The organism is Bradyrhizobium sp. AUGA SZCCT0222, from assembly GCF_018130205.1.
GTDB lineage: Bacteria > Pseudomonadota > Alphaproteobacteria > Rhizobiales > Xanthobacteraceae > Bradyrhizobium.
In genome coordinates this window covers 38,185-59,455 of the sequence record NZ_JAFCLX010000040.1, presented here as the reverse complement: position 1 = coordinate 59,455, position 21,271 = coordinate 38,185, and the positions used below count along the sequence as shown (strand labels likewise).

Below are 21,271 nucleotides of genomic sequence, written 5' to 3'. Positions count from 1 at the left end.
ACGGGTTCAAATGCGCGTGCAGTCGGCCGCAAGGTTAACCCTAACGTCTCGATAGCTTTGCAATTTTGTTAAGGAGCTGTTAAGCTTTCGCACTCGCACAAGTTGTTCGGAAGTTGAAGTGATGGAGTATCAGATGAAGTCCAGATCCGAACCGCGCACGTCGCTCTTTGTGCCGGAGTCGGGACTGTCTGATCGCGTCGACTACCGGCTCATGGAAACTCCCGAGGAAAAAGATTCCATCTATTTGATGCGTTACAAAGCCTATCTGCATGGCGGAGTAACCGCGCCGTCGGAGTCTCAGCGCGTCAGCGATCATTACGACGATGCGCCCAACGCCTGGATGTTCGGAATCTACATTGACGGAGAACTCTGCAGTTCGCTCCGCCTCAACGTCGTGACGTCAGAATGTCGGATTTCCGGTTCGGTCGATTTGTTCGGCGATGTTCTTCACCCGCGCATCGATCATGGCGAAGTCTTCATCGATCCGCTTCGTCTTGCTGCGCTCCCCGAAAAAGCCAGGCAGTTCCCTGAGATCCCGTATCTGACGGTACGGCTGGCCTATATGGCATGCGAGCATTTCAACGCCGATTTCGGGCTCGCGCTCGTTCGTGCGGAGCACCAGGCGTTCTATCGCCGGGTCTTCATGTCCGAGGTCATCGCCGACCCGCGTTCGTTTCCGGGATTCTTGCCAAAGGTGGCATTGATGGCGTCCGATTACCGGGCCGTGCGGGAACGCGTCATGACCCGTTTTCCCATCATGCGCTCAAGTGCTTTCGAGCGGCGGATGCTGTTCCAGCGCGCCGGCGAGCGCCAATTCTCCCCGCAGGGTGGCGTCACCTCGTTCGAGAGCGCCTCGATCGTTCCAAACGCCTGATCCGCCGGACTTCGCGGCTGATCGGGCCCCCGCTGCCGGGCCCCGGCCCGCCGCCTGACGTGTCCTCAGCCCGGTACTGTCCGCGATGCCGACGCCAAAAGGGCGATTTCGGCCCCGCCTGCGCTTGCGTTCACCGTCGCGCCACATTTACAAACCATTAACCATCGTGGGCGCTTTTCACGGTTTGTCGGCATTTGATCGGGTCTGGCAAGGTTCCATCAAGGTTGACGGAACGTTCGCTTAACCATCGCCCTGTAGACCGGATAACAGTCGGAAAACGTGAGCGCGGAGGCTCCGGAATGAAACATCAGATGCGCATCCTCCAGGGATTGAAACTGGCCGCGATACTCGCGGTGGCCCTGTCGATGGGCGCTTGCGCCAACAAGAACGTCGGCGCCGAGGGGGCGATGGCGAGTGCGGCGACCCCGGGCAGCCAGCAGGACTTCGTGGTCAATGTCGGCGACCGCGTGTTCTTCGAGAGCGACCAGACCGAGCTCAGCCCGCAGGCGATCGCGACCCTGGAAAAGCAGGCGCAGTGGCTGCAGACCTACAACCGCTATTCCTTCACCATCGAAGGCCATGCGGACGAGCGCGGCACCCGCGAATACAACATCGCGCTCGGTGCACGGCGCGCCCAGTCGGTACGGAGCTATCTCGCCTCGCGCGGCGTCGATCCGAACCGCATGCGCACGATCTCCTACGGCAAGGAACGCCCGGTCGCCGTGTGTAACGACATCTCCTGCTGGTCGCAGAACCGCCGCGCGGTCACGGTGCTGAACGCCGGCGCCTGAGACTTCGCGTCTTCCCAGAGTTTCGAACCGGCGCCTTCGGGCGCCGGTTTCATTTTGGTCTCATGATGAAGCCGCGAATGACGGCCAGCGTCCGCTCCGTCGCCAGTTTCGCGCCTTCGACGCCGAAGAATAGGCCGCACCCCGTTCACGGGTGCGTGCATGGGCCTGACCCCTTCCGCTGATGAACGGCCCCGCCGACCAAGCCGCTTGCTTGTTTTGATGCTGATACTAAACCATACCGAAATCCGGCTTCCGGATTCGGAAACGCCAGTCACAATTCTGGCGTACTCCCTCTCTCAATGTGTTCGGCTTTCGATGTCACGCCGAATTTTCGTCGTCAGGGCAAAATGTCATTCAGGTTTCTCAATGCGATCAGCGCCGCGGCGATTGCCGCGATGCTCTCCTTGTCTTCGCAGGCCTCCTTCGCACAGGTATCGTTCCCGTGGTCCTCTTCTCCGCAAAGCTCCCCGCCGGTCCAGGCGCAATCCGACGACGCGGATATGCGGATCCAGCGGCTCGAGAACCAGCTGCGGCAGCTCACCGGCCAGAACGAGGAACTGCAATATCGTAACCGCCAGCTCGAGGAGCGCCTGCGGCAGCTTGGTGGCGGTGCGGCGGTAGCGCCTGCCGGTCAGCCCCCGGCGGCCCAGCCCAGCGTGGCCGCGGTGCCGCCCCCGGTCCAGGCCTATCCGCCCGCCCGGCAACCCCAGGCGCAGCAAGGCTATCCGCAGGGACAGCCGTCCTATGAGCAGCCGCAGATCGCGGCACCGCCGCCGATCATGCAGGAGCAGGCAGCAGCACCGGCGACCGGCCGCCGCCGCGGCGACGCCTTCGACCCCAACCAGAATCCGAGCGCCCCCGGCGCGCCGCGCGCGCTCGGTGGCGGTCAGTTGCCGGTTGCCAACGACGCGCCGGTCGGGGCTCCCGGCGGCCGCGGACGGGGCGAGCCGCTCGACCTCGGCGCGACCAGCCCGCGCGATCCCGGCGGCGCGCCGCCGCCCGTGCGTGCGCCCGGCGCCAGCGCCGCGCTGACGACGCTGCCGCCTTCGGCCACGCCCAAGGACGAGTTCGATCTCGGCATCGGTTACATGCAGCGCAAGGATTATGCGCTCGCCGAAGAAACCATGAAAAATTTCGCGCAGAAATATCCGAGCGATCCCCTGATCGCGGATTCGCAATATTGGCTTGGCGAAAGCTTCTTCCAGCGCCAGCAATATCGCGATGCCGCGGAAGCCTTTCTCGGCGTCACCACCAAGTTCGACAAGTCCGCAAAGGCGCCGGACTCGCTGCTGCGGCTCGGCCAGTCGCTGGCGGCGCTGAAGGAGAAGGAAGCGGCCTGCGCCGCGCTTGGCGAAGTGACGCGGAAATATCCGCGCGCCTCGGCCGGCGTGAAGGCCGCCGTGGACCGCGAGCAGAAGCGGGTGAAGTGCTGAGGTGAGTTCCAATCATCGGATTGCGTCCGGCCGCGCCACGCTGGCCGCGGAAGTCGTCGGCAGCGGCGACCCTGTCGTCTTTCTGCACGCCGCCGTCTGCGATAGCCGCATGTGGCGCGCGCAACTGGATGGCGTCGGCGCTACCCATAAGGCTATCGCCTACGATCAGCGGGGCTTTGGCCAGACCCGCGCCGAAAAGCAGGACTATTCTGCAGTCGCGGATTTGATGGCGGTGATTGACGCCATGGGGAACGGCACGCCGGCGATCCTCGTAGGATGCTCGCGCGGCGGCGGAATCGCGATCGACGCGGCCCTTCGGCACCCATCAGATGTCCGCGCCCTCGTTCTCATCGCGCCCAACGTGACCGGCGCGCCCGAGCCGATCTATCCGCCGGAAATCAAGGGTGTGATGGCTGAGCTGCAGGAAGCCCAAGCGGTCGGAGATTTGGATCGGGTGAACGCGATCAAAGCTCGCCTTTGGTTGGACGGTCCGCTGGCGCCCGAGGGTCGTGTCACGGGCGAGGCTCGCCGGCTGTTCCACGACATGCACGCCATTGCGCTGCGGTCGCCGCCGACCGGGTCCAACCTTGATGTCGCGCCCGCCTTCCATCGTCTGGACGAGATATCGGCGCCATCGCTTGTGATCTGGGGTGACCTCGACTTTCCCTTCGTTCAAGACCGGTGCCGTCATGTTGCAACTACGATGCCGAACGGGTCGCGTCATGAGTTGGCCGGCGTCGCCCATCTGCCGAGCCTGGAGCGACCGGCGCACATCACGGGCTTGCTCACAGAGTTCATCAACCGCTGCTCCGGCCGTCGAGGATAGGCCATCCCGCATCAAGTGCGGGACAGCCCTCGCTTGAAAACGCTATGGTCGGCTCATGGCAGAGGACGACCATTGCGCGATCACGGCGAGCCAGGCGAAACTTCTGTTCGCCGACTGGAAGGCTGCGCCCGCGATCGTGCTCGCCGTTTCCGGCGGACCTGATTCCATCGCCCTGATGTGGCTCGCCGCGCGCTGGCGCCATGCCCTGACGCGCGGGCCGCGATTGATCGCGGTGACCGTCGATCACGGCTTGCGGGATGAAGCCGCGCGCGAGGCGCGTGAAGTCAAAAAGCTCGCCAGGCATCTCGATCTGCCCCATCGCACGCTGCGCTGGCATGGCGCCAAGCCGAACACGGGCGTGCCGGCCGCGGCGCGGGCGGCGCGCTATCGCCTGCTGGCGCAGGCCGCGCGCGCTGGTGGCGCGACCCATATCCTCACCGCGCATACCCGCGATGACCAGGCCGAGACATTGTTGATGCGGATGCTGCGTGGCAGCGGCATCGCCGGTCTGGCGGCGATGGCGCGGCAATCGGAACGCGACGGCGTGTGGCTGGCGCGGCCGTTGCTGGATGTCCCGAAATCGCAACTGATCGCGACATTGAACAAGGCCAGGATCGCCTTCGCCGATGATCCGACCAACCGCGACGTCAATTACACGCGGCCTCGTTTGCGGGCGCTGATGCCGGCGCTGGCGGAAGAGGGCGGCGATGCCAGAATCCTGGCGCGGCTGGCGTCGCGGCTGGCGCGGGCCAATGCCGCGCTGGAAGTGCTGGTCGATGGCGCCGAGCGCTATCTGGCGCTGAGGGACCGCCATGACGCCGCGCGTTTTGGCTTCGATGCGTCAGCCTTTGCGGGTCTGCCTGAGGAAATCCGGCTTCGGCTGCTGATGCGGGCCATCGACCGCGTCGGTCACGAGGGGCCTGCGGAACTCGGCAAGGTCGAGGCCCTGCTGACGGTGCTGGATCGGGCGGTATCGGAAGGCCAGCCGAGGTTGAAACAGACCCTCGCGGGCGCCGCAATCAGCCTGATTGGAGGTCGAATTCACGTCGAGCCGGCTCCCCCGCGTCGTCGCAGGCCGGGATGAGAGGCAAGCCCAAGCCTCGATATCCCGTCATAAACCGGCGGGGAGTCTTAACCACCCCCGAAAAACGCTGATTCTTACGCCATTATTTGACCGGGAATCGCGCTAGGATGCGTTAAATAGTCCTGCGTGGTTCCCTTGGCATCGACCCAGGCGCCACCTAGATTGTAAGCAGTGCTCCGGGGGTTTCTCACCTGACGACCCAAGGTTTACTGCCCAAGGACATAAGGCCGCGATCCGCGCGGCCACGAAGGAAGATCGATGAACGCCAATCTGCGCAATTTCGCCCTCTGGGTCATCATTGTTTTGTTGCTGTTGGCACTGTTCACGCTTTTCCAGAATCCGGGTCAGCGCGCGTCCTCGCAGGACATCACGTTTTCGCAGTTCGTAAGCGAGGTCGAAAAGAACACCGTCCGCGACGTCGTGATCCAGGGGCCGGAAATCCACGGCACCTTCACCAACGGCTCCAGCTTCCAGACCTACTCGCCGAACGATCCGTCGCTGGTCAAGCGCCTGGTTGATGCCAAGGTGAACGTCAGCGCGAAGCCGCCCGGCGACAACGTGCCGTGGTTCGTGTCGCTGCTGGTCTCCTGGCTGCCCTTTATCGCGCTGATCGGCGTGTGGATATTCCTGTCGCGCCAGATGCAGGGCGGCGCCGGCAAGGCGATGGGCTTCGGCAAGTCGCGCGCCAAGATGCTGACCGAGGCGCATGGCCGGGTCACCTTCGAGGACGTCGCGGGCGTCGACGAAGCCAAGCAGGATTTGCAGGAAATCGTCGAATTCCTGCGCGACCCCGGCAAATTCCAGCGCCTCGGCGGACGGATTCCGCGCGGCGTGCTCCTGGTCGGCCCTCCCGGCACCGGCAAGACGCTGATCGCGCGTGCGGTCGCGGGCGAAGCCAACGTGCCATTCTTCACGATCTCGGGCTCCGACTTCGTTGAAATGTTCGTCGGCGTCGGCGCCAGCCGCGTCCGCGACATGTTCGAACAGGCCAAGAAGAACGCGCCCTGCATCATCTTCATCGACGAAATCGACGCGGTCGGCCGCCATCGTGGTGCCGGTCTCGGCGGCGGTAATGACGAGCGCGAACAGACCCTCAACCAGTTGCTGGTCGAGATGGACGGCTTCGAGGCCAATGAAGGCGTGATCCTGATCGCGGCGACCAACCGTCCCGACGTGCTCGATCCCGCGCTGCTGCGCCCGGGCCGTTTCGACCGCCAGGTCGTGGTGCCGAACCCGGATGTCGTCGGCCGCGAGCAGATCCTCAAGGTCCACGTCCGCAAGGTGCCGCTGGCGCCGGATATCAACCTCAAGACCATCGCGCGCGGCACGCCGGGCTTCTCCGGCGCCGACCTGATGAACCTCGTCAACGAAGCCGCCTTGACCGCCGCCCGCCGCAACAAGCGCATGGTGACCCAGGCCGAGTTCGAGGAAGCAAAAGACAAGGTGATGATGGGCGCCGAGCGCAAGTCGCTCGTCATGACCGAGGAAGAGAAATTGCTGACGGCCTATCACGAAGGCGGTCACGCCATCGTCGGCCTCAACGTCGTCGCCACCGATCCGATCCACAAGGCCACGATCATCCCGCGCGGCCGTGCGCTCGGCATGGTGATGCAGCTGCCCGAGCGTGACAAGCTGTCGATGTCGCTCGAGCAGATGACGTCGCGGCTCGCGATCATGATGGGCGGCCGGGTTGCCGAAGAGCTGATCTTCGGCCGCGAAAAAGTCACCTCGGGTGCGTCATCCGACATCGAGCAGGCCACGCGCCTGGCGCGCATGATGGTGACGCGCTGGGGCCTGTCCGAGGCGCTCGGCACCGTGTCCTATGGCGAGAATCAGGACGAGGTTTTCCTCGGCATGTCGGTGTCGCGCACCCAGAACGCATCGGAGGCAACGGTTCAGAAGATCGATACCGAGATCCGACGTTTCGTCGAAGACGGCTACAACGAAGCGACGCGCATCCTCACCGAAAAGCGCGCCGACCTCGAAGCGCTTGCCAAGGGCCTGCTCGAGTTCGAGACGCTTTCCGGCGATGAGATCATCGACCTGCTCAACGGCAAGAAGCCGAACCGCGAGTCAGTGCTTGAGCCGACCACGCCGCGCGCGTCCGCTGTGCCGCCCGCCGGCAAGTCGCGCCCGCGCCCCGATCCGGATCCCGGCCTGGAGCCGCAACCGCAGGCCTAAGTGGGTTTGCACCTGGAATAGAAAACGCGGCGGTGACGCCGCGTTTTTTTATGGTGGCGTCCTGGTCCGGCGCCATGAGGATCAACGGCAAGACGTGGGAGCGGCTTGGTAAGCTGCCGACGGGGACTTGACACTCCGTCATTCCGGGGCGCGCGTCCTCGCGCGAACCCGGAATCTCGAGTTTCCCCGATGTGCAATTGCACATCTGAGGTTCGACGCTTCGCGTCGTCCCGGAATGACTACCGGGTCGGCTCCCCGCACTCCCGCAACAGTTTTCGCAGCGCGTGGATCGGCGGAAATACTTCCCTGTTCCAGTCGGCGCCTTGCGCGTCATGGGCGGCCTGTTCCATTTCGACGATGTCGCAATCCTCCGAAAAGACCCGGTTGGTGAACCAGGCCAGCACCGGCCAGCCGAGATCGAGGATGCCGGGAATTCTGGGCTTGCGCACCGACAGCACCACGAAGGTCCGGTTACGGCGCTGCGCGGCATCGATGGGCGTGTAGCCGAGCCATACGCTGAGAACCGGTGCGTCGCCCTTCGTCCACATCTGCAGGGTCTGGTAGGGATATTCGGTGCGCACCGTCATCAGGTCGCGCGCCGTGCCGGCACGGCCGCGCAGGCCGCCGACGATGACGGCCTCGCCAAGGGGCGGGTTCTCGCCAGGCCGGGCAAAACTGTAATCGACTTCCATCCAGCGTTCGCCGGCGCGGCTGCCGAGATAGCGCGGCACGACTTTTCCGGTGGTGCGCCGGTGCAGGAACTGATGGTTCATGTCCATCAAATTCTCATGCATGAAAGTGTAGTGGCAGGCGACGAGCTTGCCGAACCGCCGTGTCTTGTAGGCGTTATCAGCGGCTGCGCCGATCTGCGGCAAGGGGGCGGCGGCAGGCCCTGTGCCGGGCCATACGAAGATCAACCCGTCGCGTTCGAAGCAGGGATAACGGCGGACGCCGTTCGGCCTCTTGCCCTTGCCGAGATAGGGGACGTCGACGCAGTCGCCCGACGCGTCGTAGCGCCAGCCGTGATAGACGCAGCGTAGGGTGCAGCCATCGACCGTTCCCTTCGACAGCGGCACCTGGCGGTGCGCGCAGCGATCTTCAAGCGCGAAGATCGCGCCCTCCCTCGGGCGCACCAGCACGATCGGTTCGCCCGCAAACCGCGCCGCGAAAGTCTGGCCGGACTTCACCTCGTGCGACCATGCGACCGGATACCAGTGATCCGGATTAGCGCCAACCTTGCGAAGATCGACAGAACCTTCCGACCAGGCATTATCAGGCCTCACCGTCATCGCGTCGTTACACCTTTGCCAGCGGTCCGAGATGCAGCGCCATGATCTGTTCCGGCGTCTCGGTGACCTCGATGCGCTGGCCGTCGCCGCCGACGAAGGCGAGCACGGTGCGCTCGCCGTCGCGCCACATGCTGCCGACCAGCGCGATATTGATGTGGGTGGCCTGTCCCGTCTCGCACCTCGTGCATTCGATCCAGAAGCGCATGGCGTATCCTTTCAATGGTGCCGGGATGAGAGACGGGGTGGGCGTTTAAGCGAGCGCCCGCAATTCGCGCGCGGCGGCGACCATGTTGACCAGAGCGGGCCGCACCTCTTCCCATTTCCGGGTTTTCAATCCGCAATCGGGATTGATCCAGAGCTGGGCGTCGGAGAGCCGCAGCCGCGCCAGCTTGAGCAGGTCAGTCATCTCAGCGGTTTCAGGCACCCGCGGCGAATGGATGTCGTAGACGCCGGGGCCGATTTCGTTCGGATAGCGGTAGTTCCTGAAAGCGTCGAGCAGTTCCATCTTCGAGCGCGAGGTCTCGATCGAGATCACGTCGGCATCCATCGCGCCGATCGCATCGATGATGTCGTTGAACTCCGAGTAGCACATGTGGGTGTGGATCTGGGTGTCGTCGCGCACGCCCGACGAACAGATGCGGAAGGCGTCCACGGCCCAGTCGAGATAGGTCTTCCACTCCGACCGGCGCAGCGGCAGGCCCTCCCGCAGCGCCGCTTCGTCGATCTGGATCATCCCGGCACCGGCGGCTTCGAGGTCGGCGACCTCGTCACGGATCGCCAGCGCGATCTGGCGGCAGGCTTCGCTGCGCGGAATATCGTCGCGGACGAACGACCAGTTCAGAATCGTCACCGGCCCCGTCAGCATCGCCTTCATCGGCCGCTTGGTCAGCGACTGCGCATACCGCCACCACTCGACCGTCATCGGTTTCGGGCGCGACACGTCGCCGAACAGCACCGGCGGGCGGACGTAGCGCGATCCGTAGGACTGCACCCAGCCATACCCGGTGAAGGCGAAACCTTCGAGCTGCTCGCCGAAATACTGCACCATGTCGTTGCGCTCGAACTCACCATGAACAAGCACATCAAGCCCGATATTCTCCTGCCAGCGCACCGCGCGGGCGGTCTGGTTCTGCAGATAGAGTTTATAGGCGTCGTCGGTCAGCGCGCCCTTGGCGTGCGCGGCGCGGGCGTTTCGGACATCCGCGGTCTGAGGGAACGAGCCGATGGTCGTGGTCGGGAAGGCCGGCAGGTTGAAGCGGCTGTGCTGCACGCCGGCGCGGTCGGTAAACGCGCTGAGGCGGCGGCGCATCGCGCTATCGATGCCGGCGGCACGCGCCGCCACCCTGGCATCATGGATCCGCGGCGAAGCTTTGCGCGCGGCTGCGGCTTCATCGGAGGCCTTCAGGATGGCGTCGGCGTGGACGCGGCCGCGCGCCAATGCCGTTCCGAGCGCCGCCAGTTCCTCGATCTTCTGCACCGAAAACGCCAGCCAGCTCTTCACGTCAGGGTCGAGGCTGGTTTCCAGCGCGAGGTCGATCGGGACGTGCAGCAGCGAGCATGATGGCGCGAGCTGCACGCGGTCGCCGCCGAGCCTGGTGACCACAGATTCCAGCCGGTCGAGCAGCCGGCTCAGATCGGCGCGCCAGATATTGCGGCCGTCGATGATGCCGAGCGACAGCACGCGGTCCTTTGGAAAACCGGCGAGATCGTCGAGTTGCTCGGGCGCGCGCACGAGGTCGAGATGCAGGCCAGCGACAGGCAGGGCCATCGTGGTGTCGCGGTTGGCGCCGAGCCCGCCAAAGTACGTGGCCAGCATGATCTTGAGCTCAGGCACCGCCTTGGCGATTTCCGCATAGGCATAATGCAGCGCCTGCTGCGCGATGATGTCGAGATCGAGCACGAGACACGGCTCGTCGATCTGCACCCATTCCGCGCCGGCCTTGACGAGTTCGCGCAAGGTTTCGATGTAGACCGGCAGCAACCGGTCGAGCAGCGACAGCGTGTTGAACCCTGTATCCTTGCATTTGGCGAGCTTCAGGAAGGTCACGGGGCCGACCAGCACCGGGCGGGTCTGATAGCCGAGCGCCTTGGCTTCCAGATATTCCTCGATCGGCTTGCGCGAAGCTGACGTGAATACCTGATCCTTCTCCAGTTCAGGCACCATGTAGTGGTAATTGGTGTCGAACCATTTTGTCATTTCCAGCGCCGGTACGCCGTGGGCCGCGTCGTGGTGGGCGTGGCCGCAATCCGCATCATGCGCCGCGCCTTGGGCGCCGCGCGCCATCGCGAAGTAGGTGGCTAGCGGCACAGGTCCACCGTTCCAGCCGTAGCTTTTCGGAATGGCGCCGACCATCACGCAGGTGTCGAGCATCTGGTCGTAGAACGAGAAGTCGTTGGACGGGATGATGCTGACGCCAAGCTTCTTCTGGCGCGCCCAATTGGCCGCGCGCAGCCCGATGCCGGTCTCGAGCAGGGCTTTCTCGTCGGTCGTACCCGACCAGAAGCTCTCCAGCGCGAATTTCAGCTCGCGGCGCGGACCGATGCGCGGCGTGCCGAGCGAAGCGACGGGAAGTGAGGAGGTAGAATTTATAGAAGCAGTCGCATTGGAAACAGACATGGCTTAACCCCAAAAGTTGGGGGCAAAGGCCGAAGTGACACGTCTGGATTCCGGACGGTAGGGCGCGCGGAATCGCAACCGCACCACCGGGACACCCCGCCCGAGGACGTGTATGTTGTCGAGGCAGGTCTCCTGGCTCGCGGGTCAATGCTGCTGTCCGGTCTTCCCAAAACCTTTGCGGGTCTCAGTGACTTTGTTGGACAGCGGCTCGCCGCTTACAGTTGCGGGGGCAGCTCCGGCTTCACACCGGCTTCCCTCTTAGCTTCGGGAAAACCATCCCGAAGAACCACGACGGCTCCGGTTTATCGACAAGTGTGCATCCTAGTCAACGGATCATTTCGCGCTGCGGCATCCCCTCGGGGAGGATGGTCTGGACGATGGAGCGATCGAGCGCCTCGTAATCGTGCAGTTTGATGGTGTCGTAAAGTTCCGCGCGGGTCTGCATCCGCTCGATCATGTTGTGCGTTCCGCCGTCGCGCGCGATTGCGGCATAGAGTTGTTGCTGCACCTTGTTGGCGACGCGCAACGAGGATACCGGCCAGATCACCATCGCGTAACCCATCTGCTCGAACTCGGACGCGGTGAAGAATGGTGTCTTGCCGAACTCGGTCATGTTCGCAAGCAGCGGCACGCCGGCCATACGCTTGGCGAAAGCGCGAAACATCTCGGCGGTGTTGAGCGCTTCGGGGAATATCGCGTCGGCTCCGGCCTCCATGTACAATTTCGCGCGGGCAACCGCACCGTCCAGACCTTCGCTGGAAGCCGCATCCGTGCGCGCGATCACGACGAGGTCGCGGCGCGCCTTCGCGGCGGCGGCAACCTTGGCGGCCATGTCATGGGCATCGGCCAGCTTCTTGTCGTTGAGATGGCCGCATTTCTTGGGCAGCAATTGATCCTCGATGTGAACCGCACCGGCGCCGGCCTCCTCGAACACGCGCACCATGTGCATGACGTTGAGCGCTTCGCCATAACCGGTATCGCCGTCGACCAGCAGCGGCAGGCCGGCTGCGCGGGCGACCTGGCGTATGAAGAACGCAACCTCGTCGACGGTGATGATGCCAAGGTCGGGCAAGCCCATCGACGCCGTCATCGCGGCGCCCGACAGATAGAGGGCCTCAAAGCCTGCGGCCCTGGCCTGCAGCGCCGACATGCCGTTATGGGTGCCCGGCAGCCTCAGAATGCCGGGGCGCTGCAGCAGCGCGCGAAAACGGCGGCCTGCGGTCTGATGCGGGAGATCAGATGAAACGAGATAGGGCATTCATGTCTCCTTATGCGGCGCGCACGGACGAAGGCGGCAGGTCGCGCGCTTCCAGCGGGACGAAGGCGCGGTTGTCAGGACCGACATAATTGGCTGCGGGACGGATGATCTTGCTGTCGATCCGTTGTTCGATCACATGCGCCGCCCAGCCCGAGGTGCGCGAAATCACGAATAGTGGCGTGAACATCGCCGTCGGCACGCCCATCGCATGATAGGAAACCGCGCTGAACCAGTCGAGGTTGGCAAACATCCGCTTGGTCTCGGACATCACAGCCTCGATGCGGTCGGCGATCTCATACATGCGCGTACTGCCGCCATCGGCGCTGAGCTGACGGGCGACCTGCTTGATCACCTTGTTGCGGGGATCGGCGATCGTATAGACGGGATGACCGAAGCCGATCACGACTTCCCTGGCCGCGATCCGGCGGCGGATGTCAGCCTCGGCCGCATCGGGATCGGCGTAACGTTTCTGCACCTCGAACGCGACCTCATTGGCGCCGCCATGTTTCGGCCCGCGTAGCGCGCCGATGGCGCCTGTTATCGCCGAATAGATGTCGGCGCCGGTGCCGGCGATCGAGCGCGCGGTGAAGGTCGAGGCGTTGAATTCGTGCTCGGCATAGAGGTTGAGCGACGTATGCATTGCGCGCTCGTGCGAGGCGGACGGCGGCTTGCCGTGCAGCAAATGCAGGAAATGCGCACCGATGGAAGTGTCGTCGGTTTCGACCTCGATGCGGCGGCCATGATGGGCGTAATGGTGCCAGTAGAGCAGCATCGATCCGAGCGAGGCCATCAGGCGGTCGGCGATATCGCGGGCGCCAGGCGGATTGTGGTCATGGCCTTCGGGCAGCACGCAGCCGAGCGCGGAGACACCGGAGCGCATCACATCCATCGGATGCGCCGCCGCCGGCAATTGTTCCAGCGTGTTCAGTACCGCGCGCGGCAGGCCGCGCAGCGATTTCAGCTTGGCCTTGTAGTTGGCAAGCTCGCTGCGGGTCGGCAGGCTGCCATGCACCAATAGATGCGCGATCTCCTCGAATTCGCAGACACCGGCGACATCGAGAATGTCGTAGCCGCGGTAATGCAGATCGTTGCCGCTGCGGCCGACGCTGCACAGCGCGGTGTTGCCGGCGACGACGCCGGAGAGCGCGACGGATTTCTTGGGCGCAGGTTTTACGTCAGTCATCGCGTCCTCCCTTATGATGCCGCCGCGCGTCGCACAGAAGCTCGCGTGTCAGGCTGCCAATCGAAAATGCCGCGCTGGGGAGCTGCTCCCAGCCGCGAGGGCTCGACCGCAAAATTCAGCTCCGATAGCTCGCCGGGGCGCAGCGTTGGCAGCCGCTCAACGGCGGCGATAAAGCGGTCCTGTTCCGGTGCGGCAATCACGCCTTCCGCCAGCGTCCTGAACTTCCGGACGTAGTCCGGCCGCTTGAAGGGCCGGGCGCCGAGCGGATGGGCGTCGGCGACCGCGATCTCGTCGCTGATGGTCGATCCGCCCTTCAGCGTGACGACGACGCGGCCGCCAAAGGCTTTTTGCCTGGGGTCATGGCTGTGATAGCGCCGGGTCCATTCGGGGTCCTCGACGGTCGAGATCTTGCGCCAGAGCGCGATCGTCTCCGGCCGCGCCGCGCGCTCAGGCGCATAGGATTTCTCGTGATGCCAGCCGCCGTCTTCGAGCGCGACCGCGAAGATGTACATGATGGAATGATCGAGCGTCTCGCGGCTGGCCTTCGGGTCCATCTTCTGCGGATCGTTGGCGCCGGTGCCGATCACGTAATGGGTGTGATGGCTGGTATGGATGACGATGCTTTCGATTCCGGCGAGGTTGCCGATGTCAGGCCCCATCCGGCGGGCGAGGTCGATCAGCGCCTGGCTCTGATATTCCGCCGAATGTTCCTTGGTGTAGGTATCGAGGATGGCGCGCTTGAGTTCGCCTTTTTGCGGCAGCGGCACGGTGTATTCCGCCTTGGGTCCGCCGAGCAGCCACGCGATCAACCCGTCTTCGCCCTCATAGGCCGGTGACGGCGCGCCTTCGCCGCGCATGACGCGGTCGACGGCTTCGATCGCCATCTTGCCCGCGAACGCCGGGGCATAGGCCTTCCAGCTCGAAATCTCGCCCTTGCGCGATTGCCGCGTGGTGGTGGTGACGTGAAGCGCCTGCTGCACCGCCTGATAGATCGTCTCAGTGGGTAACCCGAGCAGCGCGCCGATACCGGCCGCCGCCGAGGGACCGAGATGGGCGATATGATCGATCTTGTGCTCGTGCAGGCAGATGCCTTTCACCAGACCGACCTGGATTTCATAAGCGGCTGCGAGCGCGCGCACGAGATCCTCGCCCGACGATCCGCAATGCTGCGCCACCGCCAGCACCGGCGGAATGTTGTCGCCGGGGTGCGAATAATCAGCGGCCAAAAACGTATCGTGGAAATCGAGTTCGCGCACGGCGACCCCGTTGGCCCATGCCGCCCATTCCGGCGAATAGCGCTGGCTGGACGGCAGTCCGAAGATCGTCGCGCCCGCTTGCTTTGGATGCGCCACTGCCTGCGCCCGCGCGGTGACCACCGGATGCCGGGCGATCGACGCGGCGGCAACCGCGGCATTGTCGATGATGCGGTTGCCGATCATCTCGGCCACCTCGTCCTCAATGCGGACCGGGTCCGCGGCGACGGAAGCGATCTTCCAGGCCAGTTGATCGGCGCGATCGAGGCGCTCGGCGGATTTGTAGGTGCGGACTTTGTGGTGCTTCACGGAACAGGCTTCCTCTGGGATTTGCGGGCAACAAGGACGTGGGCGGCTGCACGGCTTGAATTTCCGTTATAAGTTCGCAATATCCACAAGCGAGATAGCTAGGAAATGGCTGAAAAAGTGTAGTCTTGCGAAGATTTTTCGCGCGTTTGCAAAGTTTGCAAAGTCGAGGGGCCGAATGAAGAAAGCGTTCATGGGGCTGCGGCTGAAGCGCCTGCGGGAAGAACAGCGCCTGACCCAGGCGGCGCTGGCGCAACGGCTCGGCATCTCGCTGAGCTATCTCAACCAGCTCGAGAACAACCAGCGGCCGTTGACCGTGCAGGTGCTGCTGGCGCTCAACAGCGCGTTCGGGCTCGACCTGCAAGTGTTTTCCGAGGACGACGAGGCGCGGCTGATCGCGGATTTGCGCGAGGCGCTGTCGGACGCTGCCTTCGGCGAAACCATCGCGGCGGTCGAGCTTCGCGAACTCGCGATGAACATGCCGGCGGTCGGGCGCGCGCTGGTCACGATCCATCGCAAATATCGCCAGTCGATCGAGCAGGCCGGCCTGCTGGCGGCACGGCTGGGCGAGGACCGGCAGTCGGACGTGCCGGTGCTGCCTTCAACACCGTTCGAGGAGGTGCGCGATTTCTTCTATCTGCGGCACAACTACATCGCCGAGCTCGACGAAGCCGCCGAGGCCATCGCGCAGGCGATTGATTTTCCGATCGGGCAGATGGATACCGCACTGGCCGCTTATCTGGCCGACAGCCTCGGCGTAAAACTGGTTTTCGAGACGATCGACGATCTGCCTTCGGGCAATGAACGGAAATTCGATTCGCGAACCAGCACGCTCTATCTCGCGCCCGGTCTGCGGCCGGGACAGCGCGCCTTCCAGATCGGAACCCAGATCGCGATGCTGTCGTTCGACCGCGAATTGACCGCGCTGGTCGATGGTGCCGGTTTTACCAGCCAGGAGGCGCGCGGGCTGGCGCGGATCGGGCTTGCGAATTATTTCGCTGGCGCGCTGATCATGCCCTATGGGCGTTTTCTCGCGGCGGCCGAGCAGCGGCGTTACGACATCGAATTATTGGGATATCAGTTCGCGGTCGGCTTCGAGACCGTCTGTCACCGGCTGAGCACGCTGCAACGTAACGGCGCCCGCGGCGTGCCGTTCTTCTTCATTCGCGTCGACCGCGCCGGAAATATTTCCAAACGGCAATCGGCGACCGATTTTCACTTCTCGCGGGTCGGCGGCACCTGTCCGCTGTGGAATGTCTATGAAGCCTTTGCGAGCCCGGGGCGGATCCTGACGCAGCTCGCACGCATGCCGGACGAGCGGACCTATCTGTGGATCGCCCGCACGGTATCGCACGCCCGCGGCAAATACGGCGCGCCCACCAAGACGTTTGCTGTGGCGCTCGGCTGCGACGTACGCCACGCCGAGCGCGTGGTGTATTCGGAAGGCATCAATCTGAAGACTGCGAACGCGACGCCGATCGGGATGGGCTGCAAGGTGTGCGAGCGTCCGGATTGCGCGCAGCGCGCCTTTCCGCCGATCGGCCGCGCATTGCGCATCGATGAGACGCGCTCGCGCTTTGCGCCCTATGCCACGTCGTGACCTGGGGAGGGGTGACCCGGGGATTTGCGGGAAACTTCTTTCATGCGGCGGAAGAATCAGGTCCTGCTATCGCTCCGGCGTCTGCCCGCAGAAAATTTTCTGAGAATAGCGGGCATTGATCTTAACGCCCCATTGACACATTCCCACGAATATCACCACATGTAGATGTCACGGTCCGCTTGATCGCAAGATTTGGTGGCTAAGAGGGAAGCCGGTGAATCGCGCGAAAGTGCGAAATTCCGGCGCTGCCCCCGCAACTGTAAGCAGTGAGTCGCTCCCGATTTTTACGTCACTGATGCGCCGGCGCGCATTGGGAAGACCAGGAAGCGACGACGACCTGCGAGCCAGGAGACCTGCCGCGACACCGAAAAAAACGTCCACGGGCGGGGTGTCCCGGCGGTCGCTTGCAGATCCATGCCGGCGTTTGCCGTCGCGCATGCGAAGCAGCGTCCCCAAAGACATCCGGCCTCAACAACACCACGGGGTCTGCCGATGTCCGAATCTTCCGGTCTCATTTCTCTCGAAGCCAAAACCGCTCCCTTGTTCCAGTTGCGTCCCGAATCGCTCGCCGCGCCGGAAGCCGAACTTCCGATGCAGGTGATTCGTCGCAACGGCACGGTTTCGAAATTCGATGCCAGCAAGATCTCGGTCGCGATGACCAAGGCGTTCCTCGCCGTCGAGGGCCACACCGCGGCCGCCTCGCGCCGGGTGCACGAGGTGGTGGAACAATTGACCGCGGAAGTCGTCGGCGCGCTGTCACGCCGGATGAGCGAAGGCCGCACCTTTCATATCGAAGACGTGCAGGACCAGGTCGAACTGGCGCTGATGCGCAGCGAGCACCACAAGGTGGCGCGCGCCTATGTGCTGTACCGCGACGAGCGCACCAGGCAGCGCGCCGAGCAGGAGGCCGCCAAATCGGCCAAGCCTGCGGCAGGACCCGTGCTGCATGTGACGCTGGCGAACGGCACCAAGGTGCCGCTCGATACCGCGCGGCTCGCGCTGATCGTGGGCGAGGCCTGCGCCGGTCTTGATGGCGTCGACGCCGCGCCCGTCATCGCGGAAACCCAGCGCAATATCTACGACGGCATCAGCCAGGACGAGCTGGCTCTCGCCTCCGTGATGGCTGCGCGGACATTGGTGGAGCAGGAGCCCAATTACGCTTACGTGAGCGCGCGGCTGCTGCTCGACAAGCTACGCACCGAAGTGCTGTCCTACGTGCAGGGGGTGCCGACCAACGCCTCGCAGGCCGATATGGCCGGCCGCTACGGCGAATATTTCCCGGCCTATATCAAGACCGGCATCAAGGCCGAGTTGCTCGATCCGGATCTGGCGCGCTTCGACCTGAAGAAAATCGCCGCTGCGCTGAAGCCGGAACGCGATCTGGCGTTTCAGTTCCTCGGCCTGCAGACGCTGTACGACCGCTATTTTCTGCATGAAGGCGGCAACCGCATCGAGCTGCCGCAGGCGTTCTTCATGCGCGTCGCGATGGGACTTGCGACCCGCGAGATCGATCGCGAGGCCCGCGCGATCGAATTCTACGATTTGCTGTCGTCTTTCGATTTCATGGCTTCGACGCCGACGCTGTTCAATTCTGGAACGCTGCGGCCGCAATTGTCGTCGTGCTTCCTCACCACGATCGCGGATGATCTCGACGGCATCTTCAAGTCGGTCAAGGACAACGCGCTGCTGGCGAAATATTCCGGCGGGCTCGGCAACGACTGGACCCGCGTGCGCGGGCTGGGGGCCCACATCAAGGGCACCAATGGCGAAAGCCAGGGCGTGGTGCCGTTCCTGAAAGTCGCCAACGACACCGCCATTGCGGTCAACCAGGGCGGCAAGCGCAAGGGCGCGGTCTGCGCTTATCTCGAGACCTGGCATATCGACATCGAGGAATTCCTCGATCTGCGCAAGAACACCGGCGACGACCGCCGCCGCACCCACGACATGAACACCGCGAACTGGGTGCCTGACCTGTTCATGCAACGCGTCGAAACCGACGGCGAATGGACCTTGTTCTCGCCTGACGAGACGCCCGACCTGCACGACCTCTACGGCACAAAATTCGCCGAACGCTATGCCGCCTATGAAGCCAGGGCGGCGCGCGGTGAAATCCGCGTCTTCAAGCAGGTCCGCGCCACTGACCTCTGGCGCAAGATGTTGACCATGCTGTTCGAGACCGGGCATCCCTGGATCACGTTCAAGGACCCCTGCAATCTCCGTTCGCCGCAGCGTCATGCCGGCGTCATCCACTCCTCCAATCTCTGCACGGAAATCACGCTCAACACCTCCGACGACGAGACCGCGGTTTGCAATCTCGGCTCGATCAACCTGCTCAATCACATCCAGGGCGGCCGCCTGAACGAGGCGCGGCTGAAGAAGAGCGTGACGATTGCGATGCGGATGCTCGACAACGTCATCGACATCAATTTCTACACGATTCCGGAAGCGCGGCGTTCCAACCTGCGCCACCGCCCGGTCGGTCTCGGGTTGATGGGGTTCCAGGACGCGCTGCAGGCAATGCGGATCGCTGTCGCCTCCGATGCGGCCGTGACGTTCGCCGACACCAGCATGGAAGCGATTTCCTATTACGCGATCTCGGCTTCGGTTGATCTCGCCGCTGAGCGGGGACGCTATCCCTCGTTCGACGGATCGCTGTGGAGCCAGGGCATCCTGCCGATCGATTCGATCGAACTGCTGGCGGAGGCGCGCGGCGGCGTCGCGATGGACCGCTCCATGACGCTCGATTGGGGCAGCTTGCGCGAGCGCGTCAGATCGACCGGCATGCGCAATTCCAACGTGATGGCGATCGCGCCGACGGCGACGATTTCCAACATCTGCGGCGTCGCGCAGTCGATCGAACCCGCCTACCAGAACCTCTATGTCAAATCCAACATGTCCGGCGACTTCACCGTCGTGAACGAGTTTCTGGTGCGTGACCTCAAGGCGCGCGGGTTGTGGGACGAGGTCATGGTCAACGACCTCAAATATTTCGACGGCAGCGTCGGCTCGATCGACCGCATCCCTGATGATCTCAAGGCGCTCTACGCCACCTCGTTCGAGATCGACAGCGCCTGGCTGATCGAGGCGGCGGCGCGGCGCCAAAAATGGATCGACCAGTCGCAGTCGCTCAACCTCTATATCGCCAACCCGTCCGGCAAGAAGCTCGACGCGCTTTATCGCCTGGCGTGGACCCGCGGCTTGAAGACCACCTATTACCTGCGCTCGCGCAGCGCGACGCATGTCGAGAAGTCCACGCTCAAGGGCACCGACGGCAAGCTCAACAGTGTCGCCTCCGTGACGATGATGGCTCCAGCCCCAATCATCGTCCCGCTGGCCGCCACCGCGCCGGACCTGTCCGGTGCGGTGGCGTGCTCCATCGATAATCCCGAATGCGAAGCCTGCCAGTAAGCAGCAAGAAATATCAGGAATAAATCAAATGCTCGACTGGTCCGAACCTTCCGCGCCCGCATCTCACGCGCCGCCGTCCTTTGCGGCATCACCTCCTGCCGAGGCCGATCAAACCGGGCTCGGTACCATCGACCGCCGCGGTGGCCGTGTGTCGGTCGACGACAAGCGGATGATCAATTGCCGCGCCGACGTCAATCAATTGCTGCCGCTGAAGTACAAATGGGCGTGGGAGAAATATCTCGCCGGCTGCAACAATCACTGGATGCCGACCGAAGTCTCGATGCAGGCCGACATCGCGCTATGGAAGTCGCGCGACGGCCTCACCGAGGACGAGCGCCGCGCCATCAAGCGCAATCTCGGCTTCTTCGCGGCATCCGAGAGTCTGGTCGCCAACAACATCGTGCTGGCGATTTACCGCCATCTGACCAATCCGGAATGCCGGCAATATCTGCTGCGGCAGTCGTTTGAGGAAGCGGTGCACACCCACACCTTCCAGTACATCGTGGAGAGCCTGGGGCTGGACGAGGGCGAGTTGTTCAACATGTACCGCGAGGTGCCGTCGATTACCGACAAGGCGGCGTGGGCGCTGAAGCACACCCAGCATCTCGACGATCCCGACTTCAAGACCGGTACGCCGGAGGCCGACCAGGCATTCCTGCGCGACCTCGTCGCCTTCTATGTGATCTTCGAGGGCATGTGGTTCTACACGGGCTTTGCGCAGATCCTGTCGCTCGGTCGCCGCAACAAGATGGTCGGGATTGCCGAGCAATACCAGTACATCCTGCGCGACGAATCCATTCACCTGAATTTCGGCATCGACGTCATCAACCAGATCAAGATCGAGAATCCGCATCTGTGGACCAAGGCGTTCCAGGACGAGGTTCGTGACATGGTGCGCACCGCGGCCGAACTCGAAGCCGCCTACGGCCGGGACACCATGCCGCGCGGCTTTCTCGGGCTGAACGCGGCGCTGTGCGAAACCTACATGCACTTCATCGCCAACCGCCGCTGCGCGCAGCTCGGGCTGGCGCGGGTGTTCGACGAGACCGAGAACCCGTTCCCATGGATGTCGGAAGCGATGGACCTGAAGAAGGAAAAGAACTTCTTCGAGACCCGCGTCATTGAATATCAGAACGGTGGCGCGCTGACCTGGGAGTGAGAGCCGGGC

15 protein-coding genes and 2 riboswitches are annotated in these 21,271 nt (G+C 63.7%); of the genes, 9 read left to right on the top strand and 6 right to left on the bottom strand.

Translation table 11 applies throughout. The features are described 5' to 3' along the window. Positions 1 to 133 precede the first annotated feature (133 nt). The 6 genes from JQ629_RS27890 (at position 134) to ftsH (ending at position 7,189) form a co-directional block, all read left to right on the top strand. Positions 134 to 874 carry an N-acyl amino acid synthase FeeM domain-containing protein gene (locus JQ629_RS27890; RefSeq protein ID WP_212415339.1) on the top strand — a complete coding sequence of 247 codons (741 nt, stop codon included), beginning with the start codon at positions 134 to 136 and terminating at the stop codon, positions 872 to 874. Positions 875 to 1,173: 299 nt separating this feature from the next. Continuing rightward, on the top strand, positions 1,174 to 1,665 hold the full coding sequence (gene pal, locus JQ629_RS27885; RefSeq protein WP_212032894.1) for a peptidoglycan-associated lipoprotein Pal: 492 nt from the start codon (positions 1,174 to 1,176) through the stop codon (positions 1,663 to 1,665). A gap of 347 nt (positions 1,666 to 2,012) precedes the next feature. Then, the gene (ybgF, locus tag JQ629_RS27880; protein ID WP_249135315.1) at positions 2,013 to 3,098 is read left to right on the top strand and encodes a tol-pal system protein YbgF; all 1,086 of its coding nucleotides are present in this window, start codon (positions 2,013 to 2,015) and stop codon (positions 3,096 to 3,098) included. Position 3,099: 1 nt separating this feature from the next. Next, positions 3,100 to 3,924: an alpha/beta fold hydrolase gene (locus JQ629_RS27875; RefSeq protein WP_212415338.1), complete on the top strand. Its 825-nt coding sequence runs from the start codon at positions 3,100 to 3,102 to the stop codon at positions 3,922 to 3,924. Positions 3,925 to 3,979: 55 nt separating this feature from the next. After that, positions 3,980 to 5,008 carry a tRNA lysidine(34) synthetase TilS gene (gene tilS / locus JQ629_RS27870; protein ID WP_212415337.1) on the top strand — a complete coding sequence of 343 codons (1,029 nt, stop codon included), beginning with the start codon at positions 3,980 to 3,982 and terminating at the stop codon, positions 5,006 to 5,008. Between the two features lie 258 nt (positions 5,009 to 5,266). Continuing rightward, entirely contained in the window at positions 5,267 to 7,189 is a 1,923-nt protein-coding gene (gene ftsH, locus JQ629_RS27865) for an ATP-dependent zinc metalloprotease FtsH (RefSeq protein WP_192736823.1), read from the top strand. Between the two features lie 239 nt (positions 7,190 to 7,428). On the opposite strand, the gene JQ629_RS27860 is transcribed toward ftsH, so the two are convergent. The 6 genes from JQ629_RS27860 to JQ629_RS27835 all read right to left on the bottom strand — a co-directional run bounded on the left by JQ629_RS27860 (position 7,429) and on the right by JQ629_RS27835 (position 15,098). Then, positions 7,429 to 8,478, bottom strand: a complete 1,050-nt coding sequence (locus JQ629_RS27860) for an aromatic ring-hydroxylating oxygenase subunit alpha (RefSeq protein ID WP_212415336.1) — start codon at positions 8,476 to 8,478, stop codon at positions 7,429 to 7,431. 7 nt (positions 8,479 to 8,485) lie between these two features. Further along, complete coding sequence (locus JQ629_RS27855) at positions 8,486 to 8,683, bottom strand: hypothetical protein (protein ID WP_212032890.1); 198 nt, start codon at positions 8,681 to 8,683, stop codon at positions 8,486 to 8,488. A 45-nt stretch (positions 8,684 to 8,728) separates the two neighbouring features. Continuing rightward, positions 8,729 to 11,095: a 5-methyltetrahydropteroyltriglutamate--homocysteine S-methyltransferase gene (gene metE / locus JQ629_RS27850; protein ID WP_212415335.1), complete on the bottom strand. Its 2,367-nt coding sequence runs from the start codon at positions 11,093 to 11,095 to the stop codon at positions 8,729 to 8,731. 105 nt (positions 11,096 to 11,200) lie between these two features. Next, positions 11,201 to 11,401: riboswitch (cobalamin riboswitch) on the bottom strand. Between the two features lie 19 nt (positions 11,402 to 11,420). After that, positions 11,421 to 12,353 (bottom strand): methylisocitrate lyase, encoded by a 933-nt coding sequence (gene prpB, locus JQ629_RS27845; RefSeq protein ID WP_212415334.1) that lies wholly within the window; start codon positions 12,351 to 12,353, stop codon positions 11,421 to 11,423. 10 nt (positions 12,354 to 12,363) lie between these two features. Continuing rightward, a complete protein-coding gene (prpC, locus tag JQ629_RS27840) occupies positions 12,364 to 13,536 on the bottom strand; it encodes a bifunctional 2-methylcitrate synthase/citrate synthase (protein ID WP_212415333.1) in 1,173 nt (390 codons plus the stop codon). A gap of 11 nt (positions 13,537 to 13,547) precedes the next feature. After that, positions 13,548 to 15,098, bottom strand: coding sequence for an MmgE/PrpD family protein (locus tag JQ629_RS27835; protein WP_212415332.1), 1,551 nt, complete (start codon positions 15,096 to 15,098; stop codon positions 13,548 to 13,550). A 175-nt stretch (positions 15,099 to 15,273) separates the two neighbouring features. Between JQ629_RS27835 and JQ629_RS27830 the strand changes: the two genes are divergently transcribed. From JQ629_RS27830 to JQ629_RS27820, 3 genes are all read left to right on the top strand, one after another. Then, positions 15,274 to 16,695 (top strand): short-chain fatty acyl-CoA regulator family protein, encoded by a 1,422-nt coding sequence (locus tag JQ629_RS27830; protein ID WP_212415331.1) that lies wholly within the window; start codon positions 15,274 to 15,276, stop codon positions 16,693 to 16,695. A 154-nt stretch (positions 16,696 to 16,849) separates the two neighbouring features. Continuing rightward, positions 16,850 to 17,070: riboswitch (cobalamin riboswitch) on the top strand. Between the two features lie 117 nt (positions 17,071 to 17,187). Next, positions 17,188 to 20,103 carry a ribonucleoside-diphosphate reductase subunit alpha gene (locus JQ629_RS27825; protein WP_212415330.1) on the top strand — a complete coding sequence of 972 codons (2,916 nt, stop codon included), beginning with the start codon at positions 17,188 to 17,190 and terminating at the stop codon, positions 20,101 to 20,103. 28 nt (positions 20,104 to 20,131) lie between these two features. Then, positions 20,132 to 21,262: a ribonucleotide-diphosphate reductase subunit beta gene (locus tag JQ629_RS27820; RefSeq protein WP_212415329.1), complete on the top strand. Its 1,131-nt coding sequence runs from the start codon at positions 20,132 to 20,134 to the stop codon at positions 21,260 to 21,262. The last annotated feature ends 9 nt before the right edge of the window (positions 21,263 to 21,271 follow it).